Genomic DNA, 21,113 nt, shown 5'->3' on the forward strand with positions numbered 1-21,113 from the left:
AGCCGATCACTATGGGGCACCCATCTCATTTCCATGACAAATTCCGACGCCATCGACCTTGCCAGCATGCTCTGCTCGCGCCTGTGCCACGACATGCTGAGCCCGGTGGGCGCGCTGTCGAACGGGCTCGAGCTTCTCGCCGAGGAGAAAGACCCCGAAATGCGGCAGCGCTGCTTCGAGCTGCTGGAACAGAGCGCACAGATCAGCGCCGACAAGCTCAAGTTCTTCCGCCTCGCCTATGGCGCGGCGGGCGGATTCGGCGATGCGGTGGACGTGAGCGAGGCGAAGGCCGTGGTCGGCGCGCTGGCGAGCGATGCCAAGCGGATCGCGGTCAATTGGGCGCTCGCCGAAGAGCGCCTGCCCAAGCCGGCGGTCAAAGTGCTGCTCAACTTCGCGCACATGGGGATCGACGCGCTGGTGCGGGGCGGCACGCTCGATATCGGGGCGGAGATGCGCGACGGTGGGGCCGAGATCGTCGTCCGCGCCGCCGGGCCGAAGGTCGCGTTCGACGAGACGATCGGCGCCGCGCTGGAAGGCAACCTGTCGAAGCAGCAACTGTCCAGTCGCACCGCCGCGGCGCATATGTTGTGCCTGCTCGCCGATCACGCCGGCGGCGGCTTGCAGTACCAGAAATCGGACGAGGCGCTGGTGCTCGGCGCGGTCCTGCCGGGCGCATAACGATGATCGGGGGCTGCCGCGATGAAGGATGAACTGGTCCACCGCGAGTACCCGTCGCCCAATTTCAACGAGCGCACGCTGCCCGTCAGCATGGTGGTGATCCACTACACCGAAATGGAGAATGCCGAGGCCGCGCTCGCTCGCCTGTGCGACCCGGCGGCCGAGGTGAGCGCACATTACCTGATCTCCGACGCGGGCGAGGTTGTCCGGCTGGTGGCGGAGGACCAGCGCGCCTGGCATGCCGGACAGGCCTACTGGCGCGGGCACAAGGATGTGAACTCGGCCAGCATCGGGATCGAACTCGATCATCCGGGGCACGCGCTCGGCTATCGCGACTTCTCCGAAGCGCAATTCGCCGCGCTGGTGCCGCTGGTCGCGCGAATCGTGGAAGAGCACGACATTCCGCGTGCCAACGTGGTCGGCCACTCCGACGTCGCCCCGGCGCGCAAGATCGATCCCGGCGAACTGTTTCCGTGGGACCGGCTCGCCGGATACGGCCTCTGCTTGCCACGCCCCGACAAGCTGGAGCGCGGCGATCCGTTCGACAACGACGCCGCGTTCTACCTCGCGCTCGAACGCTTCGGTTACGACATCACCGACGGGCGCAAGGCGGTGGAAGCTTTTCAGCGGCGCTGGCGGCCTGAACGGATCGATGGCGAGATCGACGGGCAAGTGCGTGCGATCCTGTTTCAGTTGCTCTTGGATCGCGATCGCGGACACGCTAGATAGCGTGCGCCAGGGGGCCGGGCAGCCGCGGGTGCGCAAGCATCCGAGGAAAGTCCGGGCTCCACGAAACAAGGGTGGCGGGTAACGCCCGCCGGGCTCGCGCAAGCGGGCTCAGGGACAGTGCCACAGAGAGTAGACCGCCGATGGCTAATCCGTTTTCCCAGGAAAGCGGGAGCACAGGCAAGGGTGAAAGGGTGCGGCAAGGGCGCACCGCGCGACCGGCAACGGAAGCGGCACGGCAAACCCCACCCGGAGCAAAGCCGAATAGGGGCGGCGCGCCTGCGAAAGCGGGCAGGGGTGTTTCGCCCCTGGCGCGAGCCGCGACCGCCCGGGTTGGCTGCTGGAGCGCACGGAGCAATCCGTCGCCTAGACGAATGGCTGCCCCCGCGGGGCTGGTGTGCAAGCATACCGCCCGCGGGACAGAACCCGGCTTACAGGCCCCCTGGCACACAAAGGCACACAAGATGCGCAAAGGCGCCCCCGGACCGCACCGAGAGCGCCTTTATTGCGGGGCTGCGCGCTCAGAACTTCCAGTTGAGCGCCAGATTGGCCCGGTTGTTCGTCAGCACGCCGCGGCCCATGTCCGACGTCACGCTCAGCTTCGTGCTGAACCGGTTCGACAGCGACAGTTCCGCGCCGGCGTTGACCGAGACCCATTCGGGATCGAGCTGATTGGCGATCGTGAAGGTCTGATCCGGTGCGCCGAAGAACGAAGCCGTGATCACGTCTTCCATGTCGCCCAGTTCGCGGGCGTAGGCGAGCGAACCGAACGCGCTGAGCTTGCCGGTGCGTCCGACGGCCGTGTCGAGCGATGCCATTGCGCCGAGCTTGGCGCCAAGCGAAGTCAGATCGCGTCCGCGCACGTCGAGGCCGAACTGGCCGGCGGCGAACTCGCTGTAGGCACCGAGGTTCGAGCGGACGTAATCGAGGCTGGCGACCGGCCCCACGGTCACTCCACGCGCCGGCTCCATGGCGTAGCCGATTCGCGCACCGCCGAAGGTCTGCTCGCCCTCGGCACTGCCGATGGCCGAGCGGAACGCGGCGGTGAAATCGCCTCGCGCATTGCGCTCCAACCCATACCGCTGGCTGGCATAGCCCAGATACATGTCGGCGAACCCGCGGCCGAAGGTGGTCGCGGCATAGGTCGCGGTGGCGACGCTTTCATCTTCAGCGGGCCGGAAGCCGGCGACGCTTCCCGCGCTGTTGCGGATATTGGTCACCGCGACGCCTACGCTCAGCGCGTCGGAAAGGCGGTAGTCCGCACCCAAAGTCAGTTCGCCCGCCTGGCTGAATGCCGCCTCCTGGAAGGCGGTCGCGCCCGTGTTGTGATCGCGCTCGGCCATCGTCAGGTATGACCCGCTGACCGATCCGAAAAACCCGAGCTTGCCCGCTTCACGTGGTGCGATACCGGCTTGCGCGAAAGAGGCGCTACCGGCCGCCGAGAACCCGGCGGCCGCGTTGCCCGCGCCACGCAGCGAAAGCGTCCGCTGCGCGAGTTGCCCGGTGAAGCGTTGCGCGAAGGCATTGGCCGATGCCGACTGTCCGAAGGCGCTGGTCGGCGTCAGGCTGGCCAGCGTCGCGCCGAACGCCTGGTAGCCGGCGTTGTCGACGATATCGAACAGGTGCGTGAACTGTCCGTAGCGCCCGCCGAACCGGATCTCGTCCAGCGCGGCACCGACCGAAGTCAGCCCGCTGTCACGCCCGACGAGCTGCGCGATGCTGTTGGCGCCGATCTCGAGTATCACGTCCCCGCCGACGACCCGCGTGGTGCCCTTGAGGACGGGCGAGTTGTTATACAGCGCGACGACGTCGAAATTGCCGATCACGCTGTTCGCCGAGACGATGGTGTAGTCGGTATTGAAGCGCAGCGGGATGCGGGTGCTCGGGGTGATTATCAGTCCGCCCGCCAGGCTTGCGTCGCCGGTGACGGTGAGGAGATCGCTGCTCGTCCCCTCGCGGGTGAAGCCGACGTTGACCCGCAGCACACCGCCCGACGTCTGAATATAGTCGCCGTCGATCACGAATTCACCCTGAACGCCGCCGTGAGGGCTGACGCTGCCCGAGACATTGAAAAAGGCGTCCGTCCTGACCGTGCCGTAGCCGTCCATCCGGCCGCCGAACAGCAGGACAAAGCCGGCATCGAGCGTGCCGTAGATAATTGATTCGCCGCCATATTGCTCGACGCCGATATTGCTGACGAATTCGCGCGATGCGGGCAGCAGGAACTTGGTCGCGTCGCCGTCGATCGTCAACCGGTCGATCTCCACGTCGATATTGGCCACGGTCCTGCCCGGGGCGGTCAGCAGGACATCGAAATACTGCGCCGGATCGGTGAAGGAATCGCCTGGCGTGCCATCGGTGTTGTTGGGCACGAACCCGGTCGATCCGGGGCCGAGGAGATTGGAGGAATTCGGCGTGTTGGCGCCGAAATTCGGGGTGCCGGGCGGCGGCAGGAACGGCGAGGGAGCGGCAGAATTATCCGACACGTCGTCACCCAGAATCGTGCCGATTTTCGGGCCGGTTTCGTAGACACCGGGTTCCGAACCGCCCGGCAGGCCGTTCACGAGATTGCCGTTCTCGTCCTGCACGAGGAAGCCGGGGTCGAGATCCTGTGTCCAGTAGTTTGGATCGGACCACACCCCGCCGCCGGCCCTGGCCGAGACGTATTTGTACGGCGTGTTTTCCGAAATGAATTCAAAGAACGGGAACAAAGGGTTGTAGAAGCTGATATCGCTGTAGATGTTGCCCAGGCCGAAGAAATCGTAGCCACCGCTCAACACCCCGACGACCACCGGATATTCGGCGAGCTGGTCGGCGATGAGCGGCGATCCGCTGTCCCCCCCGGCGGTTCCGGCCTCCTGCGGCAGCGCGTCGCCGTCAAACCAGTCGATCGCCTTGACCGCGTCGATGTCGGCGCACGAAATGCCGCTGCCGGTGAAGGTGCAGTTGTCCTGGTCGGCCTGCGTTCGGTTCGGATCGTCGAAGTCGGTGAAATAGACCGTCTGCGTCTCGACCCCGTTGGTGACCGCCGTGGGCGCCAGGTCGGGATAGACCGCATCGAGCAGGTCGGCCGGCGAGCCGATCGCACCCAGCATATTCTCGCCCACCCGGCGCAGGAAGTCGATGCCGCCCGCGCCGGTATCGCCCGTGCCGTTGGTGCCGTAGCCGGTCATCACCACGTGCGTGAGCTGGTCGAGCGGCGTCAGCAGGATCGGCATCCACGGCACGTCGGTCACCGGCTCGTCGAGCGCGATCAGCGCGACATCGGCCCAGGGGAACGGCAGCCCCCCGTCTTCCGGATTGGACGAGGCGTGCGTGATGACGTCGGTGCTGAGCGCCGCGCCGCCCTCGCCGTAACCCAGGCCGAAATCGAGTGTGTTAAATACTCGAGTGGAGGTGTCCACCCCGGTTCCGATGACCAGCGTCTGGTCGGCTTCGCCCGGCAGGCCGTAGTCTTCGGACGATGTGCTGTTCACGCAGTGCGCAGCGGTCAGCACAGTGCGCGGGTTTATCAGCGTGCCGGTGCAGTTGAAGAACAATCCGCCGCTGACGTTGTCCGCCAGGAAGATCTGCACGACCGACGGCAGGGTGTCGTTCACGTCGACAGCACCATCGATGCCGATATCGTCGCGCACGATCAGTTCGGGGTGGGCGGGGACCGCGCGGCCTTCGTAGCGCCGCGGGGTCGGTAGGGCGGGAAATTCGATACGCAGATTTGCCGTATTGATCGCCCGCTGTGCGGTGACGGTTCCCAGGCCGGAGAACGTCCCTCGCGCCTCGCTTGCGATCTCCTGGTCGTGTTCGCTTTCCTGTGCCCACGCCGGTGTGGCGGAAAGCGCTGCGACGAATCCGACGACGCTCGCGCTTGCGAAGAATTGCTTTCTCATGGCTAAACCCCCTGCCCCAGAAGGTCCGCCCTGCCGAGGCAGGACAGACGAATACAGTGCGACTCGCAACCCGGAAGTTATTGTTATATCGGGGGGTATCGGCCAGGGTTGCGCCGCGCGTCAACACCCCGGCCGAGAAAAAGCAGGGGGGCGGCGGACGTAGGCGCTACTGCGGCTGGAGTCAGGGGCGGCCGATGCTGTGGTAGGTGAAGCCCGCTTCGCGCAGGTCGCCGGCCTGGTAGATATTGCGCAGGTCGACGAGGACCGGTGCGTTCGCCAGTTCGCGAACGCGGGCGAGATCGAGCGCGCGGAAGGCGTCCCACTCGGTCACGATGGCGACCGCATCGGCGCCTTCGATCGCGGCATAGGGGCTGTCGCACATGGCGACCTCGGGCATCAGCGGGGCCGCCTGCTCCATCCCTTCGGGATCGTAGCCGGCGACCTCCACGCCCGCATCGGCGAGCGCCTGCGCGATCGCGATCGCCGGGCTGTCGCGCATGTCGTCGGTGTTGGGCTTGAAGGTCAGGCCGAGCAGCGCGACCTTCTTGCCGCGCGCAACCTCGGGCCCGCCGAGCGCGTCGATCACCTTGCGGCCCATCGCGCGCTTGCGGCTGTCGTTGGTCTTCACCACCGCCTCGACGATCCGCACCGGGCTGTCGTAGTCCTCGGCGGTCTTGAGCAGGGCGAGCGTATCCTTCGGGAAACAGCTTCCGCCATAGCCGGGGCCGGCGTGGAGGAACTTGGGGCCGATGCGGTTGTCCATCCCGATCCCGCGGCTGACGTCCTGCACGTTGGCGCCGACCTTCTCGCACAAGTCGGCCATTTCGTTGATGAAGGTAATCTTGGTCGCGAGGAAGGCGTTGGCCGCGTACTTGATCAGCTCGGCGCTGCGGCGGCTGACGAACAGGATGGGCGATTCGTTGAGGAACAGCGGGCGATAGATCTCGCGCATCACTTCGCGTCCGAAATCGTCCTCCGCGCCGATGACGATGCGGTCGGGCCGCTTGAAATCGCCGATCGCGGCGCCTTCGCGCAGGAATTCGGGGTTCGACACCACCGATACGCGGTGCTTGCAGCCCGTCTCCGCGATGAAGCGCTCCACGTCGTCTCCCGTCCCGACAGGAACGGTCGACTTGGTGACGACGACTGCATCGTTGGCGAGGCTCTCGCCCACTTCGCGCGCGACCGCATGGACGAACGAGAGATCGGCGTGCCCGTCGCCCCGGCGGCTCGGCGTGCCGACGGCGATGAACACCGCATGCGCCCCGGCGATGCCTTCGGCAAGATCGGTGGTGAACGACAGCCGCCCGGCCTTCACGTTGCTTGCGACCAGCGCTTCCAGGCCCGGTTCGTAGATCGGCATCACCCCGTCGCGCAGGCGGTCGATCTTCGACGTATCCTTGTCGATGCAGACCACTTCGTGGCCGAAATCGGCGAAGCACGCGCCCGACACCAGGCCGACGTAGCCCGACCCAACCATTGCAATTTTCATGACGCCGTCTCTCGCTTGTGAATTGTGATGCTGCCCGCCGCGTCGACGGCCTGAATATATCGCCGGCCCGTTCCCTCGAGCGCGAGCGCGGTCAGCCGGCCCGACCGGTATGCCCCGGTATCGATTCCGATGCGATTGTCACGCTCGTCCACGTCGTCGTGAATCGTGTGTCCGTGGATCACGATGTGCGAATGGCGGTCGGGATAGCGCAGGAACCGATCCCGGATCCACAGCATGTCGTGGCGCGACTGCTCCTCCACCGGGACTTCGGGAAGGATGCCGGCGTGAACGAACAGGTAATCCCCGATGACGAAGCATTCCTCGAGCCCCTGCAGGAACGCGCGGTCGCCTTCGGGGACGGACAGCTGCATCAGGCGCTGGAGCTCCTCGAGCGTGCTGTCGTTGTAGCGTTCGAGCGAGATGCCGTAGCTGAGCAGCGTCTCGCGCCCGCCATGCTTGAGGAAATGGCGCAGCAGGTTGGTGTCTTCGAACGATTCAAGGAACATCTCCTCGTGGTTGCCCGCGAGGATGCGCACGCGGCGCCGGGCCTGCCATTCGCGCGCCTTCGCGACGACGCCCGCACTGTCCGGCCCCCGGTCGACGAGATCGCCGAGCAGGACCACCACGGTCTCGGCCGCGCCCGCTTCGCTGTCGTCGCGCTCGATCGCGTCGATCAGGGCCGCGAAGAGATCCAGCCGGCCGTGGATATCTCCCACCACGTAGACGCGCTGTCCGTGCGGAACGGCCGGCCGTTGCGCCTCGGCTCTGGCGCGGAACATCTTGCGAAGAGGCTCGAACATCTGATCTTTCAACAACGCGTCGGACGCGGCGGATAGGGGAGCGGCCGATGCACGGCAACCGATGTCTGTCGAGTGAACTGGCGGCCGGCTGATGCACAAACTCAACACTTCCGCAGCGGATATGACACTCGTGAAATATTCCTTGTGCAATGCAGCATAGTGCTGCACGATTGTTTCGTGTCCGCAAGAGCGCGCTCGCGAACGAAGTCGCCGGCGGACCGGCAGGTGGGACGAAGCACAACTGCAAACGCAAGGAAGTTTGTCATGCTCACGTCCGTCCGCGGCCTTTGCGCCGCAGCTTTTCTGTCATCCGCCCTCGTTGCCGTGGCGCCGGCCCATGCGCAGGACGAAACCGATCCGCCGAGCGCGATCGAAGTATCGGGCAACGTCGCCATCGTGAGCGACTATCGCTTCCGCGGGGTTTCGCTTTCGGGCGGCGACCCGGCCATCCAGGGCGGCATCGACATCGCGCACGAAAGCGGGTTCTACGTCGGCACCTGGGGCAGCTCGATCGACGACGGCGGCACCGATCTGCTCGGCGACATGGAGTTCGATATCTACGGCGGCTGGAGCGGCGAGGTGTCCGATGGGGTCACAGTCGACGTCGGGCTGCTCTACTACATCTACCCGACCGAGGATCTGGGCGCGAATACCGACTATTTCGAGCCCTACGCGTCGATCGGCTTCACGCTCGGCCCGGCAGAAGCGACTGTGGGCGCGGCCTATGCATTCGACCAGAGCGCGCTGGGGGACGACGACAACCTGTACATCTACACCGATCTGGGCGTCGGAATACCGAACACGCCGATCTCGCTCAGTGCGCACCTCGGCTACACCGACGGCGTTCTCGCGCCGCCGCTGCTTGCCGGGACGGGCGACGACAGCGGGCTCGACTGGTCGATCGGGGCCAGCGCCACGGTGCTGGGTGGGCTCGAGGTCGGCGTCAGCTATGTCGGGGTCGAAGGCCCTTCGATCGACAGCTTCACCGACGACGCGGTCGTCGCCACGCTCGGCATGAGCTTCTGACCGCAGCGTGCGGAGCCCGCGCCGTCACGGGCGGGCTCCGCATCGTCAGTCGAGCGAGAAATCGACCGTAGTGACCACGCGGACTTTCTTGTAGGGCGTGTCGGAGACGCCCCATCCGCCGGATTCTCCGTCGCGCGCCTCGATCGAGAAATAGCCCTGCGTCGCATGGCGGATCGCGCCGACGTCGGCGCCGCTGTCCTTCGCGAACTGTTCGGCCGCCGCGCGCGCATCCTTCGTCGCTGCGGCGACCATCGCGGGCTTGATGGCGTCGAGTTCGGTGAAGTTGTAGGCCATCGCTGAGCCTTCCTCCAGCACCACCCCGCGGCGGACCAGCTCGACCTGGCGCTTCACCGCGTTTTGCGCCCGCTCGATGTCTGTCGTGCGCAGCGACATGCGCTGGCGCACGGTATAGCGGCCCACGCCGTTGTTGTCGGTAAAGTAGTTGACGTTCACGCCCGTCGGCTGGAGCGCGTCGGCGGGGAAGCCGAGATCGCGGAAGAACGCCTCGATCGATGCGGAATCGCGGTCGACCCCTTCCTGCGCCGAGGCGAGGTCGGTCGCCGTGGAGGAGTAGGAGATGGTCCAGGTCGCCAGATCGGCCACCACCTCGCGTTCGGCGAGGCCGCGCACCGTCACCGCGCGGTCGGCCTGCTTGGCGCGAACCAGCCCGTCGCCCAGCAGGAAGCCGCCGACGATCAGCCCGATCGAAACGACGCCGGCGCTGGCGAGCCAGCGCAGCGTGACGGGGTCGCGCCAGATGGAGGGTTTGGCAGGCGGCGATTCGTGACTAGATGCGGGCATTGCGATCCTTCCGGAAAGCGGGGTGGATACGCGAAGCGACTTTAGTGGCGCGCGATGAACCGTGCTTGAATATAGACGAATGGAGTTCGACGACCATGGTGAAATATCTCCATAGCATGATCCGAGTGGCCGATATCGATGCCACGGTGGATTTTTTCCGCATGATAGGGCTGGAAGAAGTCCGCCGCTTCGACAACGAGAAGGGACGCTTCACGCTCGTGTTCCTCGCCGCGCCGGGGCAGGAAGGCTTGGCCGAGGTCGAACTGACCTACAATTGGCCGGCGGAGGACGGCAGCGCGCCGGAAGCCTACGATGGCGGGCGCAACTTCGGCCACCTCGCCTACCGCGTCGAGGACATCTACGAAACCTGCCAGCGGCTGATGGAGGCCGGGGTCGCGATCAACCGCCCGCCGCGTGACGGGCACATGGCCTTCGTGCGTTCGCCCGACGGGATTTCGGTCGAGCTGCTGCAAGACGGTCACCTGCCGCCGCAGGAACCCTGGGCGAGCATGGAAAATACCGGGAGCTGGTGAGCCCTCGGCTCAGGCCTGTTTCGCAAGCCCGTCGTTGTCGCCCGGATGCGTCGTCGTCATGCGCAGGATGGTGAACCCGACGATGGCTGAGATCAGCGAGCCCAGTAGCGTGCCGATCTTGGCCTCGTCGATCAGCAGGCGATAGCCGGGGAACGCCAGTTCGCCGATGAACAGCGACATGGTGAAGCCGATCCCGCACAGGATCGACACGCCCCAGATCTCGGGCCAGTTCGCGCCGTGGGGCCGGGGGGCGAAGCCCAGCCGGTCGGCGGCGAAAATCGCAGTGACGATACCCAGCTGCTTGCCGATGAACAGCCCCGCGGCGATCGCTATCGGCAGCGGCGCGAGGACGCCGGCGAGGCCGAGCCCCGACAAGTCCACGCCGGCATTGGCGAAGCCGAATATGGGAACGATCAGGTAAGCGCTCCACGGAGCGAGCCTGTGCTCCAGATTTTCCAGCATCGTGTCGTCGTTCTTGCCGACCATCGGAATCGTCAGCGCGGCGACCACGCCCGCGATGGTCGCGTGCACGCCCGAGTTGAGCACGAAATACCACAGGACCAGCGCGAGCAGCAGGAACGGCACGACGGATTTTATCCGCATTCGGTTGAGCGCGAGCATCACCCCGACCACGATCAACGCGCCGATCAGCCAGGCAAGCTTGATCCCGGCGGTGTAAGTCACCGCGATGACCAGCACAGCCCCGATGTCGTCGACGATCGCGACCGTGAGCAGGAACAGCCGCAGCGATCCCGGCACGCGATTGCCCAGCAGGCCGAGCACGCCCATCGCGAAGGCGATGTCGGTCGCCGCCGGGATGGCCCAGCCGCGCGTCAGTTGCTCGGCCTCGCCCTGCACGAAGAACAGGTAGATCACCGCCGGCACGAGCATGCCCGCGACCGCCGCGAGGATGGGCAGGCGGCGTTGTTCGGCCGAGCTGAGCTGGCCTTCGATCCATTCGCGCTTCACTTCCAGGCCGACGACGAAGAAGAAGATCGCCATCAGCCCGTCGTTGACCCACAGGTGCAGGGTGTCGAGCTTGAGGATCGGCGTGAACGGCAACGTTCCGTGGAACAGCGCGTGATATTCGTGCGCCAGCGCGGAGTTGGCGATGACCATCGCACCGAGCGCGACAAGGATAAGCAGAATGCCTGCCGAAGCGTCGCCGACGAACAGCGCGCGAACCGGAGCGAAGAGCGAGCGGAGCGGTTTGGGAGCATTTGCCATTGCGGCTGCTCCATTTCGGATTTCTTTGCGCGTTGCAAGGCCTGCGGACGTTCGATAGGACGACGGCGGGGGGAAGCGGATGATATCGGGGGGATTTTCGCCGATAGAGTGGCTCGTGCTCGTCGAGCGCGAGTTGCTACTGTTCGCTGGCGTGTTTTTCCTGATCGGCGCGCTGGACGAGTTTGCGGTCGATCTTGCATGGCTCTGGCTCCGTGTGACCGGGCGCGCGCGGACCGCGGTGTTCGACGCAAGGACGCGTAACGACGACCCTTCATCGGGCGAGACGTTCGCGGTGTTCGTGCCCGCATGGCGCGAGGAACTCGTGATCGGTGCGACGTTGCGGCACATGCTGCACGTCTGGCCGGATCCGGCGCTGCGGATCTATGTCGGATGCTACGCCAACGACCCGAAGACGCTCGAGGCTGCGATGGCGGTTGCCGGAAGCGAGGATCGGATCAGGCTGGTGGTTCACGAGGCCGAAGGCCCGACGACCAAGGCGGACTGCCTGAACAGGCTCTATCTGGCGCTCGAGACCGACGAGGCGCGGGGTGGCGTGCGTGCAGGCGCGGTTGTGCTGCACGACGCCGAAGACATGGTCGACCCGGCCGCGCTATCGCTGATCCGCGCGTCGCTGCGCGGGGCCGATCTCGTGCAATTGCCCGTCCTGCCGCTGCCGCAGCGAAAATCGCGCTGGGTCGGCAGCCATTACTGCGAGGAATTCGCCGAGGCCCATGGCAAGGGTCTGGTGGTTCGCGACGCGCTGGGCGCGGGCATTCCGCTCGCCGGCGTCGGCTGCGGGATCGCGCGCGGTGCACTCGCCCGGCTCGCTGCGCTGCGCGACGGGAATGTGCCTTTCGCCGCCGAATGCCTGACCGAGGATTACGAGCTCGGCCTGGGCATCGCCACGATGGGCGGGCACACGCGTTTCGTCCGCCGTCGCGCGCCCGACGCCCGCCTGATCGCGACCCGGGCGTACTTTCCCGACCGGCTCGACCACGCGGTGCGGCAGAAGACGCGGTGGGTGTTCGAGATCGCCTTCCAGGGATGGGATCGGCTCGGCTGGCATCGCGCGCCGGTCGAAATCTGGATGCGGTTGCGCGATCGTCGCGGTCCGCTGACCGCGCTGGTCCTCGCGGTCGCCTACGCGGTCCTTCTGCTCGCCGGGATCGGCTGGGTCGCGGGGCTTGCCGGCGTGACGCATGCCGCGCCGCTGAGCCCCCTGCTCGCGTCCATCCTGCTGGCGAACTTCGCGAGCTTCGCCTGGCGCTGCGTGATGCGCTTCGGCTTCACGGCGCGCGAATACGGCATGGCGGAGGGCCTGCGGGCGGTCGCGCGGATACCGCTGACGAATGTCATCGCGATCATGGCCGGACGCCGCGCGCTGTTCGGCTATGTCCGCAGCCTGCGTGGAACCACGCCGCGCTGGGACAAGACCGAACATGCCGCGCATCCCGCGCTCGCCATGCGCGAAGCGATTGCATGAACGATACGACGGCCCGGCGCCGCGGCCAGCCGCTGGCCGTTCTGGTCTGCCTGCTCGTGGTTTGGATCGCCGGGCGCGTCATGATGTGGCAGTCGCCGTTCCCGCCGGTCGCAGAAGCGCTCGAGCCGCTCGTCTCGCTGGTCGACGCGCGCGCGGCCGACACGGCGCCGTCCCAGCCTCCCGCCGTTGTTCTCGAACGTGGTTTGGTTGTCTCCGGAAGCGCGATGCCGCAGAAGGCCGCGGCATCCCTGGATCGCCTGCTGCCGGTGCGCGAAGCCGGCGCGGCCGCGGGATTGCAATCGTTCCACAGCGGCGAGGTAATGGCCGGCCATCACCTGCTTTGGCTCGCCGCGACAGCTTCGTTGCCGATTCCGGCTGAACTGACCACGCAGTTCGGGAGCGCTGCGCCGCGCCAACGAAGAGGCTCGGCGAGCGGGGCCGAACGCGGCGTTGCAGCGCTGGCGCGTAAGGATCGCTGGTCGGTCGATTCGTGGTTGCTGCTGCGCCCGAACGCGTCCGGCCGGAGCTTGGCCGGAGCCGGACCCGCCAGCTACGGCGCGAGCCAGGCGGGCGCCGTGGTGCGCTATCGCCTCGCGCCCGGCAGCACGCATCGGCCGACAGCCTACGCGCGGGTAAGCCAGGCGCTCGCGGGGGGGCGGGAAAGCGAACTGGCGGCCGGGTTCGCCGCACGGCCGGTGCCGGGCGTCCCGGTGTCTGTCCATGCCGAAGTGCGGGCCGTTCGCAGCGCGGCAGGTCGGGCGCGGCTGCGCCCGGCCGCTTTCGCGGTCACCGAACTCCCGCCGGCGCGCCTGCCGTTCGCACTGCGTGGGGAGGCCTATCTGCAGGCAGGGTATGTCGGCGGCGATTTCGCCACCGCGTTCGTCGACGGCCAGGCGCGGGCGGACCGCGAAGTGGCGCGGTTCGATCTCGGCACGTTGCGCGCCGGCGCGGGGGTCTGGGGCGGTGCGCAGAAAGGCGCCGCCCGGCTCGACGTCGGCCCGAGCGCGGCGCTCCACCTCGATCTCGGTGTAGCGCCGGCGCGGCTGGCGGTCGACTATCGCGTGCGCGTCGCGGGAACGGCAATGCCCGATACGGGCGTCGCGCTCACGCTATCGACCGGATTCTGAAACGCGCGCGCTTTCAACCGCCGCCGCGCTCGGTTAGGGCGTGGACATGGACGTCTACCTCCCCATCGCGAACCTCTCGGTCAACGGGCTGGTCATCGTGGGGCTGGGGGCGCTGACGGGTATTCTCTCGGGTCTGTTCGGCGTCGGCGGCGGATTCCTGACGACGCCGCTGCTGATCTTCTACGGCGTGCCGCCCACGGTCGCGGCCGCCTCCGCATCGACCCAGGTCACCGGCGCCAGCGTGTCGGGCGTGCTGGCGCACAACCGGCGCAACGGGGTCGACTACCGCATGGGCGCGGTCACCGTGGGGGGCGGGATCATCGGCGCCGGGATCGGTGCGCTGCTGTTCCGCTTTTTCCAGTCGATCGGGCAGATCGATACCGTCATCAATATCCTCTACGTCGTCATGCTCGGCTCGATCGGCTCGCTGATGGCGCGCGAGGCGTGGCAGGCGGTCCGCCCGTCCGACAAGGGGGAGAAGAAGCCCGCAATGAAGCGGCGCCACCACCGCTTGATCGCCGCGCTGCCGCTGCGCTGGCGCTTCTACCGTTCCGGCCTGTACATCTCGCCGATCGCGCCGCTGCTGCTCGGCGTCGCGGTGGGTACGCTCACGATGCTGATGGGGGTGGGTGGCGGCTTCATCCTCGTGCCCGCGATGCTCTACATCCTCGGCATGAGCGCCAACGTCGTGGTCGGCACTTCGCTGTACAATATCCTGTTCGTGACGATGGCGACCACGATGATGCACGCGCTGACGACTCATGCGGTCGACATCGTGCTAGTGGTGCTGCTGCTGATCGGCTCGGTCACCGGGGCGCAGCTCGGCACGCAGGTGGCGCAGAAGTTCAAGCCCGAATACCTGCGCCTGGCGCTCGCGGCGATCGTGCTCGCGATCGCGTTGCGGATGTTCTTCGGCTTGCTCGTTCGCCCCGACGAGATCTTCACCGTGGTGCCGCTGTGAAGCAGCTGTTCCTTCTCCTCGCGCTGCTGATGCTGTCGGGCCAGCGCGATCCGATCCTCGTGCCTTCCGTGTCGCAGGACGATATCCAGGTGCAGCAGGGCTTCACCGGGACCGAACTGCTACTGTTCGGCGCGATCCTCGACCCGACCGGAGCGCGCGCCGGCCGCGACTACGACATCGTGGTAGTGCTGAAGGGGCCGACCGAACCCATCGCGGTGCGCGAGAAGGAGCGGGTCGGCGGCATCTGGGTCAACGCCCAGAGCACCGCATTCCAGTCCGCGCCTTCGTTCTTCGCCGTCGCCGCCTCGCGCCCGATCGCGGACATCGTCGACGAGCGGACCGCCGCGATCTACGAACTCGGTCTCGATTACCTGCAACTCTCGCCAAGCGGGACGATCGACCCGGAGGAGCAGGCGACCTTCAAGGCCGGCCTCGTCGACCTGCGCAGCCGCCAGGGGCTGTACAAGCAATTGCCCGACGGCGTGCAGATCAGCGAACAGGTGCTGTACCAGGCGCGCATATCGCTGCCCTCGAACGTTCAGACCGGCACCTACACCGCTGAAACCTTCGCGATCACTCGCGGCCGGGTGATCGCCTCCGCGATCGCCGAGGTCGAGGTCCGCAAGGTCGGCTTCGAACGCTTCGTGGAGGTGTTCGCCGAGCAGCAATCGCTGTTCTACGGCCTGCTCGCGGTGTTCATGTCGGTCGGCATGGGGTGGGTCGCGGGCCGCCTGTTCGCCATGATCTGATCCTATGGGGGCCCTCTGTTGACCCGATTTTAACCTCGCCGGAGCTACCCCCGGGCAGGGGCAGAACGAAGGGCGTATCTTTACATGACCGACATGGGCCACGGTAACCCCGCACGGCGTGCGCCGGTCGAAGCCGACGACGCCGAAGCGCGGGAGCGTGTGCCTGCGATGGCCATGGCCCGCCCTGCCGCGCCGCGCGCCGCCGCCGATCCCGACAATGCGATAAAGCCGATCGGCGTCGTGCTCGAGGTCGCCGGTTCCGGCGCGCAAATCGCCATCGACGTCGCGCGGCTCAACGCCTGCATGGCCGACGAAGACCCCTCGATCGCGCTCGCCGGACAGGTCGGCAGCCAGATCAAGATCCGCGTCGGCAACTCGTGGCTGCTCGCCAGCGTGCGCAACCAGCGGCAGGATCGCCGGACGGCTGGCGGCATCCTCGCCGACATCGACTTTCTCGGCGAAGGAACCGAGGAGAAGCTGACCGGCCGCATCCACGGCTTCCGCCGCGGGGTCACCCGCTATCCGGTGCCCAGCGCGAAGGTCTATCCGGCGACGACCGCCGACCTGCGGCACATCTACGCCAGCGACGGCCGTGCGAGCATCCCGATCGGCACCGTCTATCCCACGCGCGACATTCGCGCCGGGCTCTACGTCGATGCGATGCTGGGCAAGCATTTCGCGCTGCTCGGCTCGACCGGCACCGGCAAGTCCACCGGCACCGCGCTGATCCTCCACCGAATCTGCGACGCCGCGCCCGAAGGGCATATCGTCATGATCGACCCGCACGGCGAATACGCTTCGGCATTTCGCAAGACGGGCCTGATCCTCGACGTGTCGAACCTCCAGCTGCCCTACTGGTTGATGAACTTCGAGGAGCACTGCGAGGTGCTGCTGACCTCGAGCGGGAACGAACGGCAGGTGGACATGGACATCCTCGCCAAGTGCCTGCTCCGCTCCCGTTCGAAGAACCGGTTGGCCGACACGATGGGCAAGATCACCGTCGATTCGCCGATCCCCTACCTGCTGTCGGACCTTTCGAACGAGATCCAGACCGAGATGGGCAAGCTGGACAAGGCGACATCGTCCGCCCCGTACATGCGGATCAAGAACAAGCTCGACGAGCTGAAGGGCGACCCGCGTTACCAGTTCATGTTCTCCGGCATGCTCGTGGGCGACACGATGGCCGAGTTCATCGCCAAGGTCTTCCGCATGCCGGGCGAGGGCAAGCCGATCTCGATCATCGACGTCTCGGGCGTGCCGTCGGACATCACCAGCACCGTGGTCGCGGTGCTGAGCCGGCTGGTGTTCGATTTCGCGATCTGGGGCCGCGAGGAGAAGACCCGGCCGATCCTGCTCGTGTGCGAGGAAGCGCACCGGTACGTGCCCAACGAGGCCAATGCCGATGGTTCGTCGGTCGGCAACATCCTCGCGCGCATCGCCAAGGAAGGGCGCAAGTACGGCATCAGCCTGGGCCTTATCACCCAGCGCCCGTCCGACCTCGCCGAAGGCGTGCTGTCGCAATGCGGCACGATCATCTCGATGCGCCTCAACAACGAGCGCGACCAGGCGTTCGTGAAGGCCGCGATGCCCGAAGGCGCGCGCGGGTTCCTCGACAGCATTCCCGCGCTGCGCAACCGCGAGTGCATCATCTGCGGCGAAGGTGTGGCGATCCCGATCCGGGTGAGCTTCGACACGCTGGAGGAAGAACGTCGCCCGGCCTCCGAAGACCCGAGCTTCGTCGCGCTGTGGCGCGAAGGCGGGGGCGAGGAAGAGACCGTGCAGCGCGTGGTGCGCCGCTGGCGCTCGCAGGGGCGCTGAGCACCCGCCCTCACGTCCCGCGCGTGTCGCCGTAGAGGTGGATGTGCAGCCGGTCGCTCATGCGCCAGCCGTGTTCGAGGCATAGCGGGGCGAGCCATGCCTCGCGCTGCCGGATCGTGGCGCTGTCGGTCCCCTCGGGCATCAGGAACACGTGGCCGGGGCGGAAGCGGTAACGCTCGGCCAGCGCCAGCACTTCGTCCACGTCGTCCGGTTGCGCGATCACGAACTTGAAGAACGTGCGCGGATCGGTCGCATAGGCGTCGAGCCGCTCGGGCAGCAGCGCCAGATCGGCTGGATTGCCGCTGTGCGCGAGCTTGGGGCTGACGTTGTACTGGTCGATCCGCACGTCGAGCCGGGGCGGGGCGGCGACCGTGCCGTTGGTCTCGATCTCCACCGCGATGTCGGGCAGCAGGTCCAGCAGCTTCGCCAGCGGTCCGGCCTGCAACAGCGGCTCGCCGCCGGTCACGACGAGGCGATCCTGCCCCAGCGCCGCGATCCGCTGCGCCACCTCGTCTTCCGAGAGCATGAGCTGGTTCGCCTTGCGATCGAAGGTCGTATCGTCGCGGTGCGGGCGATTGTCGCCCTCGAAGTGCCACGTGTAGGCCGTGTCGCACCACTGGCAGGCGAGATTGCAGCGCGAGAGGCGCAGGAACGCGACCGGGCGCCCGGCGCTCGGCCCTTCGCCCTGGAGTGAAGCGAAAATCTCGGGCTCGCCCGGCGCCTGCGTGGCGAGCGTCAGCGGCATGGCCGCGCCCCATGATACACCGACACATGGACCGGTTGGACCACAGTCCTGGAGAGAAAAAATCCGGGCCGCTCGCGCCGCTGTGCCGAGGTTGCCGAAAGGGAGCGGAAGCGTGTCATGCCAACCCCTTTGCACAAACGGGCGGAGTAGGAAAATCCTCCCCGGCACGGGGAGCGGGACCGCCCGCGAAGCGGGTGGTGGAGGGGCAGGTGCAAGGGTTCGCGACATTGAAGATCATGAGCAGCCGCGCGTGCCCTTCCACCATGCTGTCGCATGGTCCCCCTCCCCAATGGGGGAGGATTTTTTGGCTCAGCCCAGCCGTTCGAGCGCCGCCTTCAGCCGCTGCGCCTCGGCGGTGTGGTGCGCGTGGTCGGCGCGCGCCTTCTCCACCGCCTCGGGCTTTGCGCGTTCGACGAAGTTGGCGTTCGACAGCCGCCCTTCGAGTGCCTTCGCCTCTTTCTCCGAAGCGGCAAGGGCTTTCGTCAGGCGTGCCTTCTCGGCGTCGATGTCGATCAGGCCTTCCAGCGGGATCACCAGCGCATCGCCTCCAGCGCCGACCTGCAACGCCGCGCCGCCGGGGGCGGGCTCGGTGTGCACGGCGAAAAGCCGCGCCACGCGCTCGATCGCGGCGGCATTGCCCGACAGCACCTTGCGCGCGACGCCTGACGGTTCGGCTAGCCACGCTTCCAGCTTCGCGCCGGGGGCGAGGCCGAGTTCGTTCTTCGCCCCGCGCAGGTTGCGGGTCAGCTCGATCAGCCATTCGACCTCGGCCTTGGCCGCGGCGTCCACCGCCGCTTCGGGCTGCGGCCATTTAGCGAGGATCAGTTCGTACCGCCGATCGCCTTGCGCGTGCCACAGTTCCTCGGTGATGAAAGGCATGAACGGGTGCAGCATCACGAGGATCTGGTCGAGCGTCCAGCCGGCGACGGCCTTCGTCTCGTCGTCGATCCCGCCCTTGATAAGCTCCAGATACCAATCGCAGAACGTGTCCCACACGAAGTGGTAGATCGCGTTCGCGGCGGCATCGAAGCGCAGGTCGGCCATCGCCTTGTCGAGCGCGGCGAGAGTTTCCACCACCTCGCCCACGATCCAGCGGTTGACCGCGCTGGTCGCCGCAGGCGCCGCGACGCTGTCGCTCGCGCCGATGCCGTTCGCCTGGCAGAAGCGGGTGGCGTTCCACAGCTTGGTGGCGAAGTTGCGGTATCCCTCGACCCGCGCCTCGTCCATCTTCACGTCGCGGCCCTGGCTTTCCATCGCCGCCATGAAGAAGCGCAGCGCGTCGGCGCCGTACTTGTCGATCAGCAGCAGCGGATCGACCACGTTGCCCTTGGACTTGGACATCTTCTGCCCGTCCGCCGCGCGCACCAGCCCGTGCAGGTAGAGCCGCTTCCACGGCGCTTCACCCAGGAAATGCATCCCCTGCATCGCCATGCGCGCATCCCAGAAGAACAGGATATCGAAGCCGGAGATCAGCAGGTCGTTGGGATAGTGCTTGGCGAGGAGGTCGGTCTCCTCCGGCCAGCCGAGCGTGGCGAAGGGCCAGAGCGCGCTGGAGAACCATGTGTCGAGGACGTCGTCATCGCGGGTCAGTTTCTTGTTGCCCGCCTGTGCCTGCGCTTCCTCCTCGGTCAGCGCGACGTAGGCCTGGCCGTCTTCGTCGTACCAAGCCGGAATCCGGTGCCCCCACCACAGCTGGCGGCTAACGCACCACGGCTGGATGTTCTCCATCCAGTTGAAGAACGTCTTCTCCCAGCTCTTCGGGACGATCTCGATCCGCCCGTCGCGCACCGCCTCGATCGGGGCCTGCGCGAGCTTTTCGGCATCGACGTACCACTGGTCGGTCAGCCACGGCTCGATCACCACGCCGCCGCGGTCGCCGAAGGGTGTGGCGATCGTGCGCGGTTCGGCGTCGTGCTCCGCGCCATCCTTGTCGAGGTGCGGGATCAGGAAGCCCAGTTCCTTCATCCGTGCCACGACCAGTTCGCGCGCGCCGTCCGTCCCGTCGCGGCGGAAGCGGTGGAGACCGAGGAATTCGTCCGGCACGAGCCCGTCCGCCGTCTGGCTCACGTTGCCCTCGGCATCGAGCATGTTGAGCATTTCGCCCGGCGCGATCGCGGCGCGTTTGCCGACCTCGAAGTCGTTGAAATCGTGGCCCGGCGTGATCTTGACCACGCCGCTGCCCAGTTCGGGATCGGCGTGTTCGTCAGCCACCACCTTGAAGCGGCGGCCGGTGATCGGCTGGACGATCTCCTTGCCGACCACGCTGGCGTAGCGCTCGTCGCCTGGATGCACCGCCACGGCCATGTCGGCCAGCATCGTTTCGGGCCGGGTCGTCGCGACGACGAGGTGGTCCTTGCCGTCCGCCGTGGTGACACCATCCGCCAGCGGATAGCGGAAGTGCCAGAAGCCGCCCTTCACGTCCTGCGTCTCGACTTCGAGGTCGCTGATCGCGGTCTTGAGCTTCGGGTCCCAGTTCACCAGCCGCTTGTCGCGGTAGATCAGGCCGTCGTTGTAGAGGTCGACGAACACCTTGGTCACCGCGCGGGTGAACTCGGGGCTCATGGTGAACTGTTCGCGGCTCCAGTCCATCGAGCAGCCGAGGCGGCGGAGCTGGCGGGTGATCGTGCCGCCGCTTTCCTCCTTCCACTCCCACACCTTCGCCACGAAATCCTCGCGCGAATAGTTGGTGCGCTTGTCCTGGCTCGCCTCGAACTGGCGCTCGACCACCATCTGCGTGGCGATGCCCGCATGGTCGGTGCCGACGACCCACAGCGCATCCTTGCCGCGCAGCCGCTCGTAGCGCACGACCACGTCCTGCAGCGTGTTGTCGAGCGCGTGGCCGATGTGGAGCGATCCCGTCACGTTGGGCGGCGGGTTGACGATCGTGAACGGCTCGGCATCCGGGCGCTCGGGCCGGAACAGGCCGTTCGCTTCCCAGTGCGAATACCAGCGCGCCTCGATATCGGCGGGGTCGAAGGTCTTGGGCAGGTCTGTGCTCATAAGGCTGCCGCCTTTGCCAGCGGGCCGGGCGGCGCGCAACACGCACGATTGCCCGCTTGT

General features: G+C 66.8%; 16 protein-coding genes and 1 other RNA gene. 10 read left to right on the plus strand and 7 right to left on the minus strand.

The window, feature by feature from the left end:
* The first annotated feature begins 33 nt into the window (after positions 1-33).
* The 3 genes from ACE3QC_RS13270 to rnpB all read left to right on the plus strand — a co-directional run bounded on the left by ACE3QC_RS13270 (position 34) and on the right by rnpB (position 1,854).
* The gene (locus tag ACE3QC_RS13270; RefSeq protein ID WP_374409011.1) at positions 34-678 is read left to right on the plus strand and encodes a histidine phosphotransferase family protein; all 645 of its coding nucleotides are present in this window, start codon (positions 34-36) and stop codon (positions 676-678) included.
* 21 nt (positions 679-699) lie between these two features.
* On the plus strand, positions 700-1,407 hold the full coding sequence (locus tag ACE3QC_RS13275) for an N-acetylmuramoyl-L-alanine amidase (RefSeq protein WP_374409013.1): 708 nt from the start codon (positions 700-702) through the stop codon (positions 1,405-1,407).
* 6 nt (positions 1,408-1,413) lie between these two features.
* Positions 1,414-1,854: RNase P RNA component class A (rnpB, locus tag ACE3QC_RS13280), an RNA gene on the plus strand.
* Between the two features lie 71 nt (positions 1,855-1,925).
* On the opposite strand, the gene ACE3QC_RS13285 is transcribed toward rnpB, so the two are convergent.
* The 3 genes from ACE3QC_RS13285 to ACE3QC_RS13295 form a co-directional block, all read right to left on the minus strand.
* Positions 1,926-5,291 (minus strand): autotransporter domain-containing protein, encoded by a 3,366-nt coding sequence (locus tag ACE3QC_RS13285; RefSeq protein WP_374409015.1) that lies wholly within the window; start codon positions 5,289-5,291, stop codon positions 1,926-1,928.
* Between the two features lie 181 nt (positions 5,292-5,472).
* The gene (locus ACE3QC_RS13290) at positions 5,473-6,783 is read right to left on the minus strand and encodes a UDP-glucose/GDP-mannose dehydrogenase family protein (protein WP_374409017.1); all 1,311 of its coding nucleotides are present in this window, start codon (positions 6,781-6,783) and stop codon (positions 5,473-5,475) included.
* Positions 6,780-7,751, minus strand: a complete 972-nt coding sequence (locus ACE3QC_RS13295; protein ID WP_374409018.1) for a metallophosphoesterase family protein — start codon at positions 7,749-7,751, stop codon at positions 6,780-6,782. The genes ACE3QC_RS13290 and ACE3QC_RS13295 overlap by 4 nt, the downstream gene beginning before the upstream one ends.
* 96 nt (positions 7,752-7,847) lie before the next feature.
* Between ACE3QC_RS13295 and ACE3QC_RS13300 the strand changes: the two genes are divergently transcribed.
* The gene (locus ACE3QC_RS13300; RefSeq protein WP_374409020.1) at positions 7,848-8,609 is read left to right on the plus strand and encodes a TorF family putative porin; all 762 of its coding nucleotides are present in this window, start codon (positions 7,848-7,850) and stop codon (positions 8,607-8,609) included.
* Between the two features lie 45 nt (positions 8,610-8,654).
* Here the strand turns inward: ACE3QC_RS13300 and ACE3QC_RS13305 are convergent, their stop codons facing one another.
* Positions 8,655-9,410, minus strand: a complete 756-nt coding sequence (locus ACE3QC_RS13305) for an SIMPL domain-containing protein (RefSeq protein ID WP_374409022.1) — start codon at positions 9,408-9,410, stop codon at positions 8,655-8,657.
* A 95-nt stretch (positions 9,411-9,505) separates the two neighbouring features.
* Here ACE3QC_RS13305 and ACE3QC_RS13310 point away from each other — a divergent pair, with 95 nt between their 5' ends.
* Positions 9,506-9,943: a VOC family protein gene (locus ACE3QC_RS13310; RefSeq protein WP_374409024.1), complete on the plus strand. Its 438-nt coding sequence runs from the start codon at positions 9,506-9,508 to the stop codon at positions 9,941-9,943.
* Positions 9,944-9,952: 9 nt separating this feature from the next.
* On the opposite strand, the gene nhaA is transcribed toward ACE3QC_RS13310, so the two are convergent.
* Entirely contained in the window at positions 9,953-11,170 is a 1,218-nt protein-coding gene (gene nhaA / locus ACE3QC_RS13315) for a Na+/H+ antiporter NhaA (RefSeq protein WP_374409025.1), read from the minus strand.
* 79 nt (positions 11,171-11,249) lie between these two features.
* Between nhaA and ACE3QC_RS13320 the strand changes: the two genes are divergently transcribed.
* The 5 genes from ACE3QC_RS13320 to ACE3QC_RS13340 all read left to right on the plus strand — a co-directional run bounded on the left by ACE3QC_RS13320 (position 11,250) and on the right by ACE3QC_RS13340 (position 17,308).
* Positions 11,250-12,653, plus strand: a complete 1,404-nt coding sequence (locus ACE3QC_RS13320; RefSeq protein ID WP_374409027.1) for a glycosyl transferase family protein — start codon at positions 11,250-11,252, stop codon at positions 12,651-12,653.
* Positions 12,650-13,780: a hypothetical protein gene (locus ACE3QC_RS13325; protein ID WP_374409029.1), complete on the plus strand. Its 1,131-nt coding sequence runs from the start codon at positions 12,650-12,652 to the stop codon at positions 13,778-13,780. The genes ACE3QC_RS13320 and ACE3QC_RS13325 overlap by 4 nt, the downstream gene beginning before the upstream one ends.
* Before the next feature lie 46 nt (positions 13,781-13,826).
* The gene (locus tag ACE3QC_RS13330) at positions 13,827-14,741 is read left to right on the plus strand and encodes a sulfite exporter TauE/SafE family protein (protein WP_374409031.1); all 915 of its coding nucleotides are present in this window, start codon (positions 13,827-13,829) and stop codon (positions 14,739-14,741) included.
* Positions 14,742-14,770: 29 nt separating this feature from the next.
* A complete protein-coding gene (locus tag ACE3QC_RS13335) occupies positions 14,771-15,490 on the plus strand; it encodes a TIGR02186 family protein (protein WP_374409298.1) in 720 nt (239 codons plus the stop codon).
* Between the two features lie 84 nt (positions 15,491-15,574).
* Complete coding sequence (locus tag ACE3QC_RS13340) at positions 15,575-17,308, plus strand: ATP-binding protein (RefSeq protein ID WP_374409033.1); 1,734 nt, start codon at positions 15,575-15,577, stop codon at positions 17,306-17,308.
* A gap of 10 nt (positions 17,309-17,318) precedes the next feature.
* Here the strand turns inward: ACE3QC_RS13340 and ACE3QC_RS13345 are convergent, their stop codons facing one another.
* Positions 17,319-18,053 carry a 7-carboxy-7-deazaguanine synthase QueE gene (locus ACE3QC_RS13345; RefSeq protein WP_374409035.1) on the minus strand — a complete coding sequence of 245 codons (735 nt, stop codon included), beginning with the start codon at positions 18,051-18,053 and terminating at the stop codon, positions 17,319-17,321.
* A gap of 309 nt (positions 18,054-18,362) precedes the next feature.
* Entirely contained in the window at positions 18,363-21,053 is a 2,691-nt protein-coding gene (locus ACE3QC_RS13350) for a valine--tRNA ligase (RefSeq protein ID WP_374409037.1), read from the minus strand.
* Between the last annotated feature and the right edge of the window lie 60 nt (positions 21,054-21,113).

The organism is Pelagerythrobacter sp., from assembly GCF_041912895.1.
Lineage (GTDB): Bacteria > Pseudomonadota > Alphaproteobacteria > Sphingomonadales > Sphingomonadaceae > Pelagerythrobacter.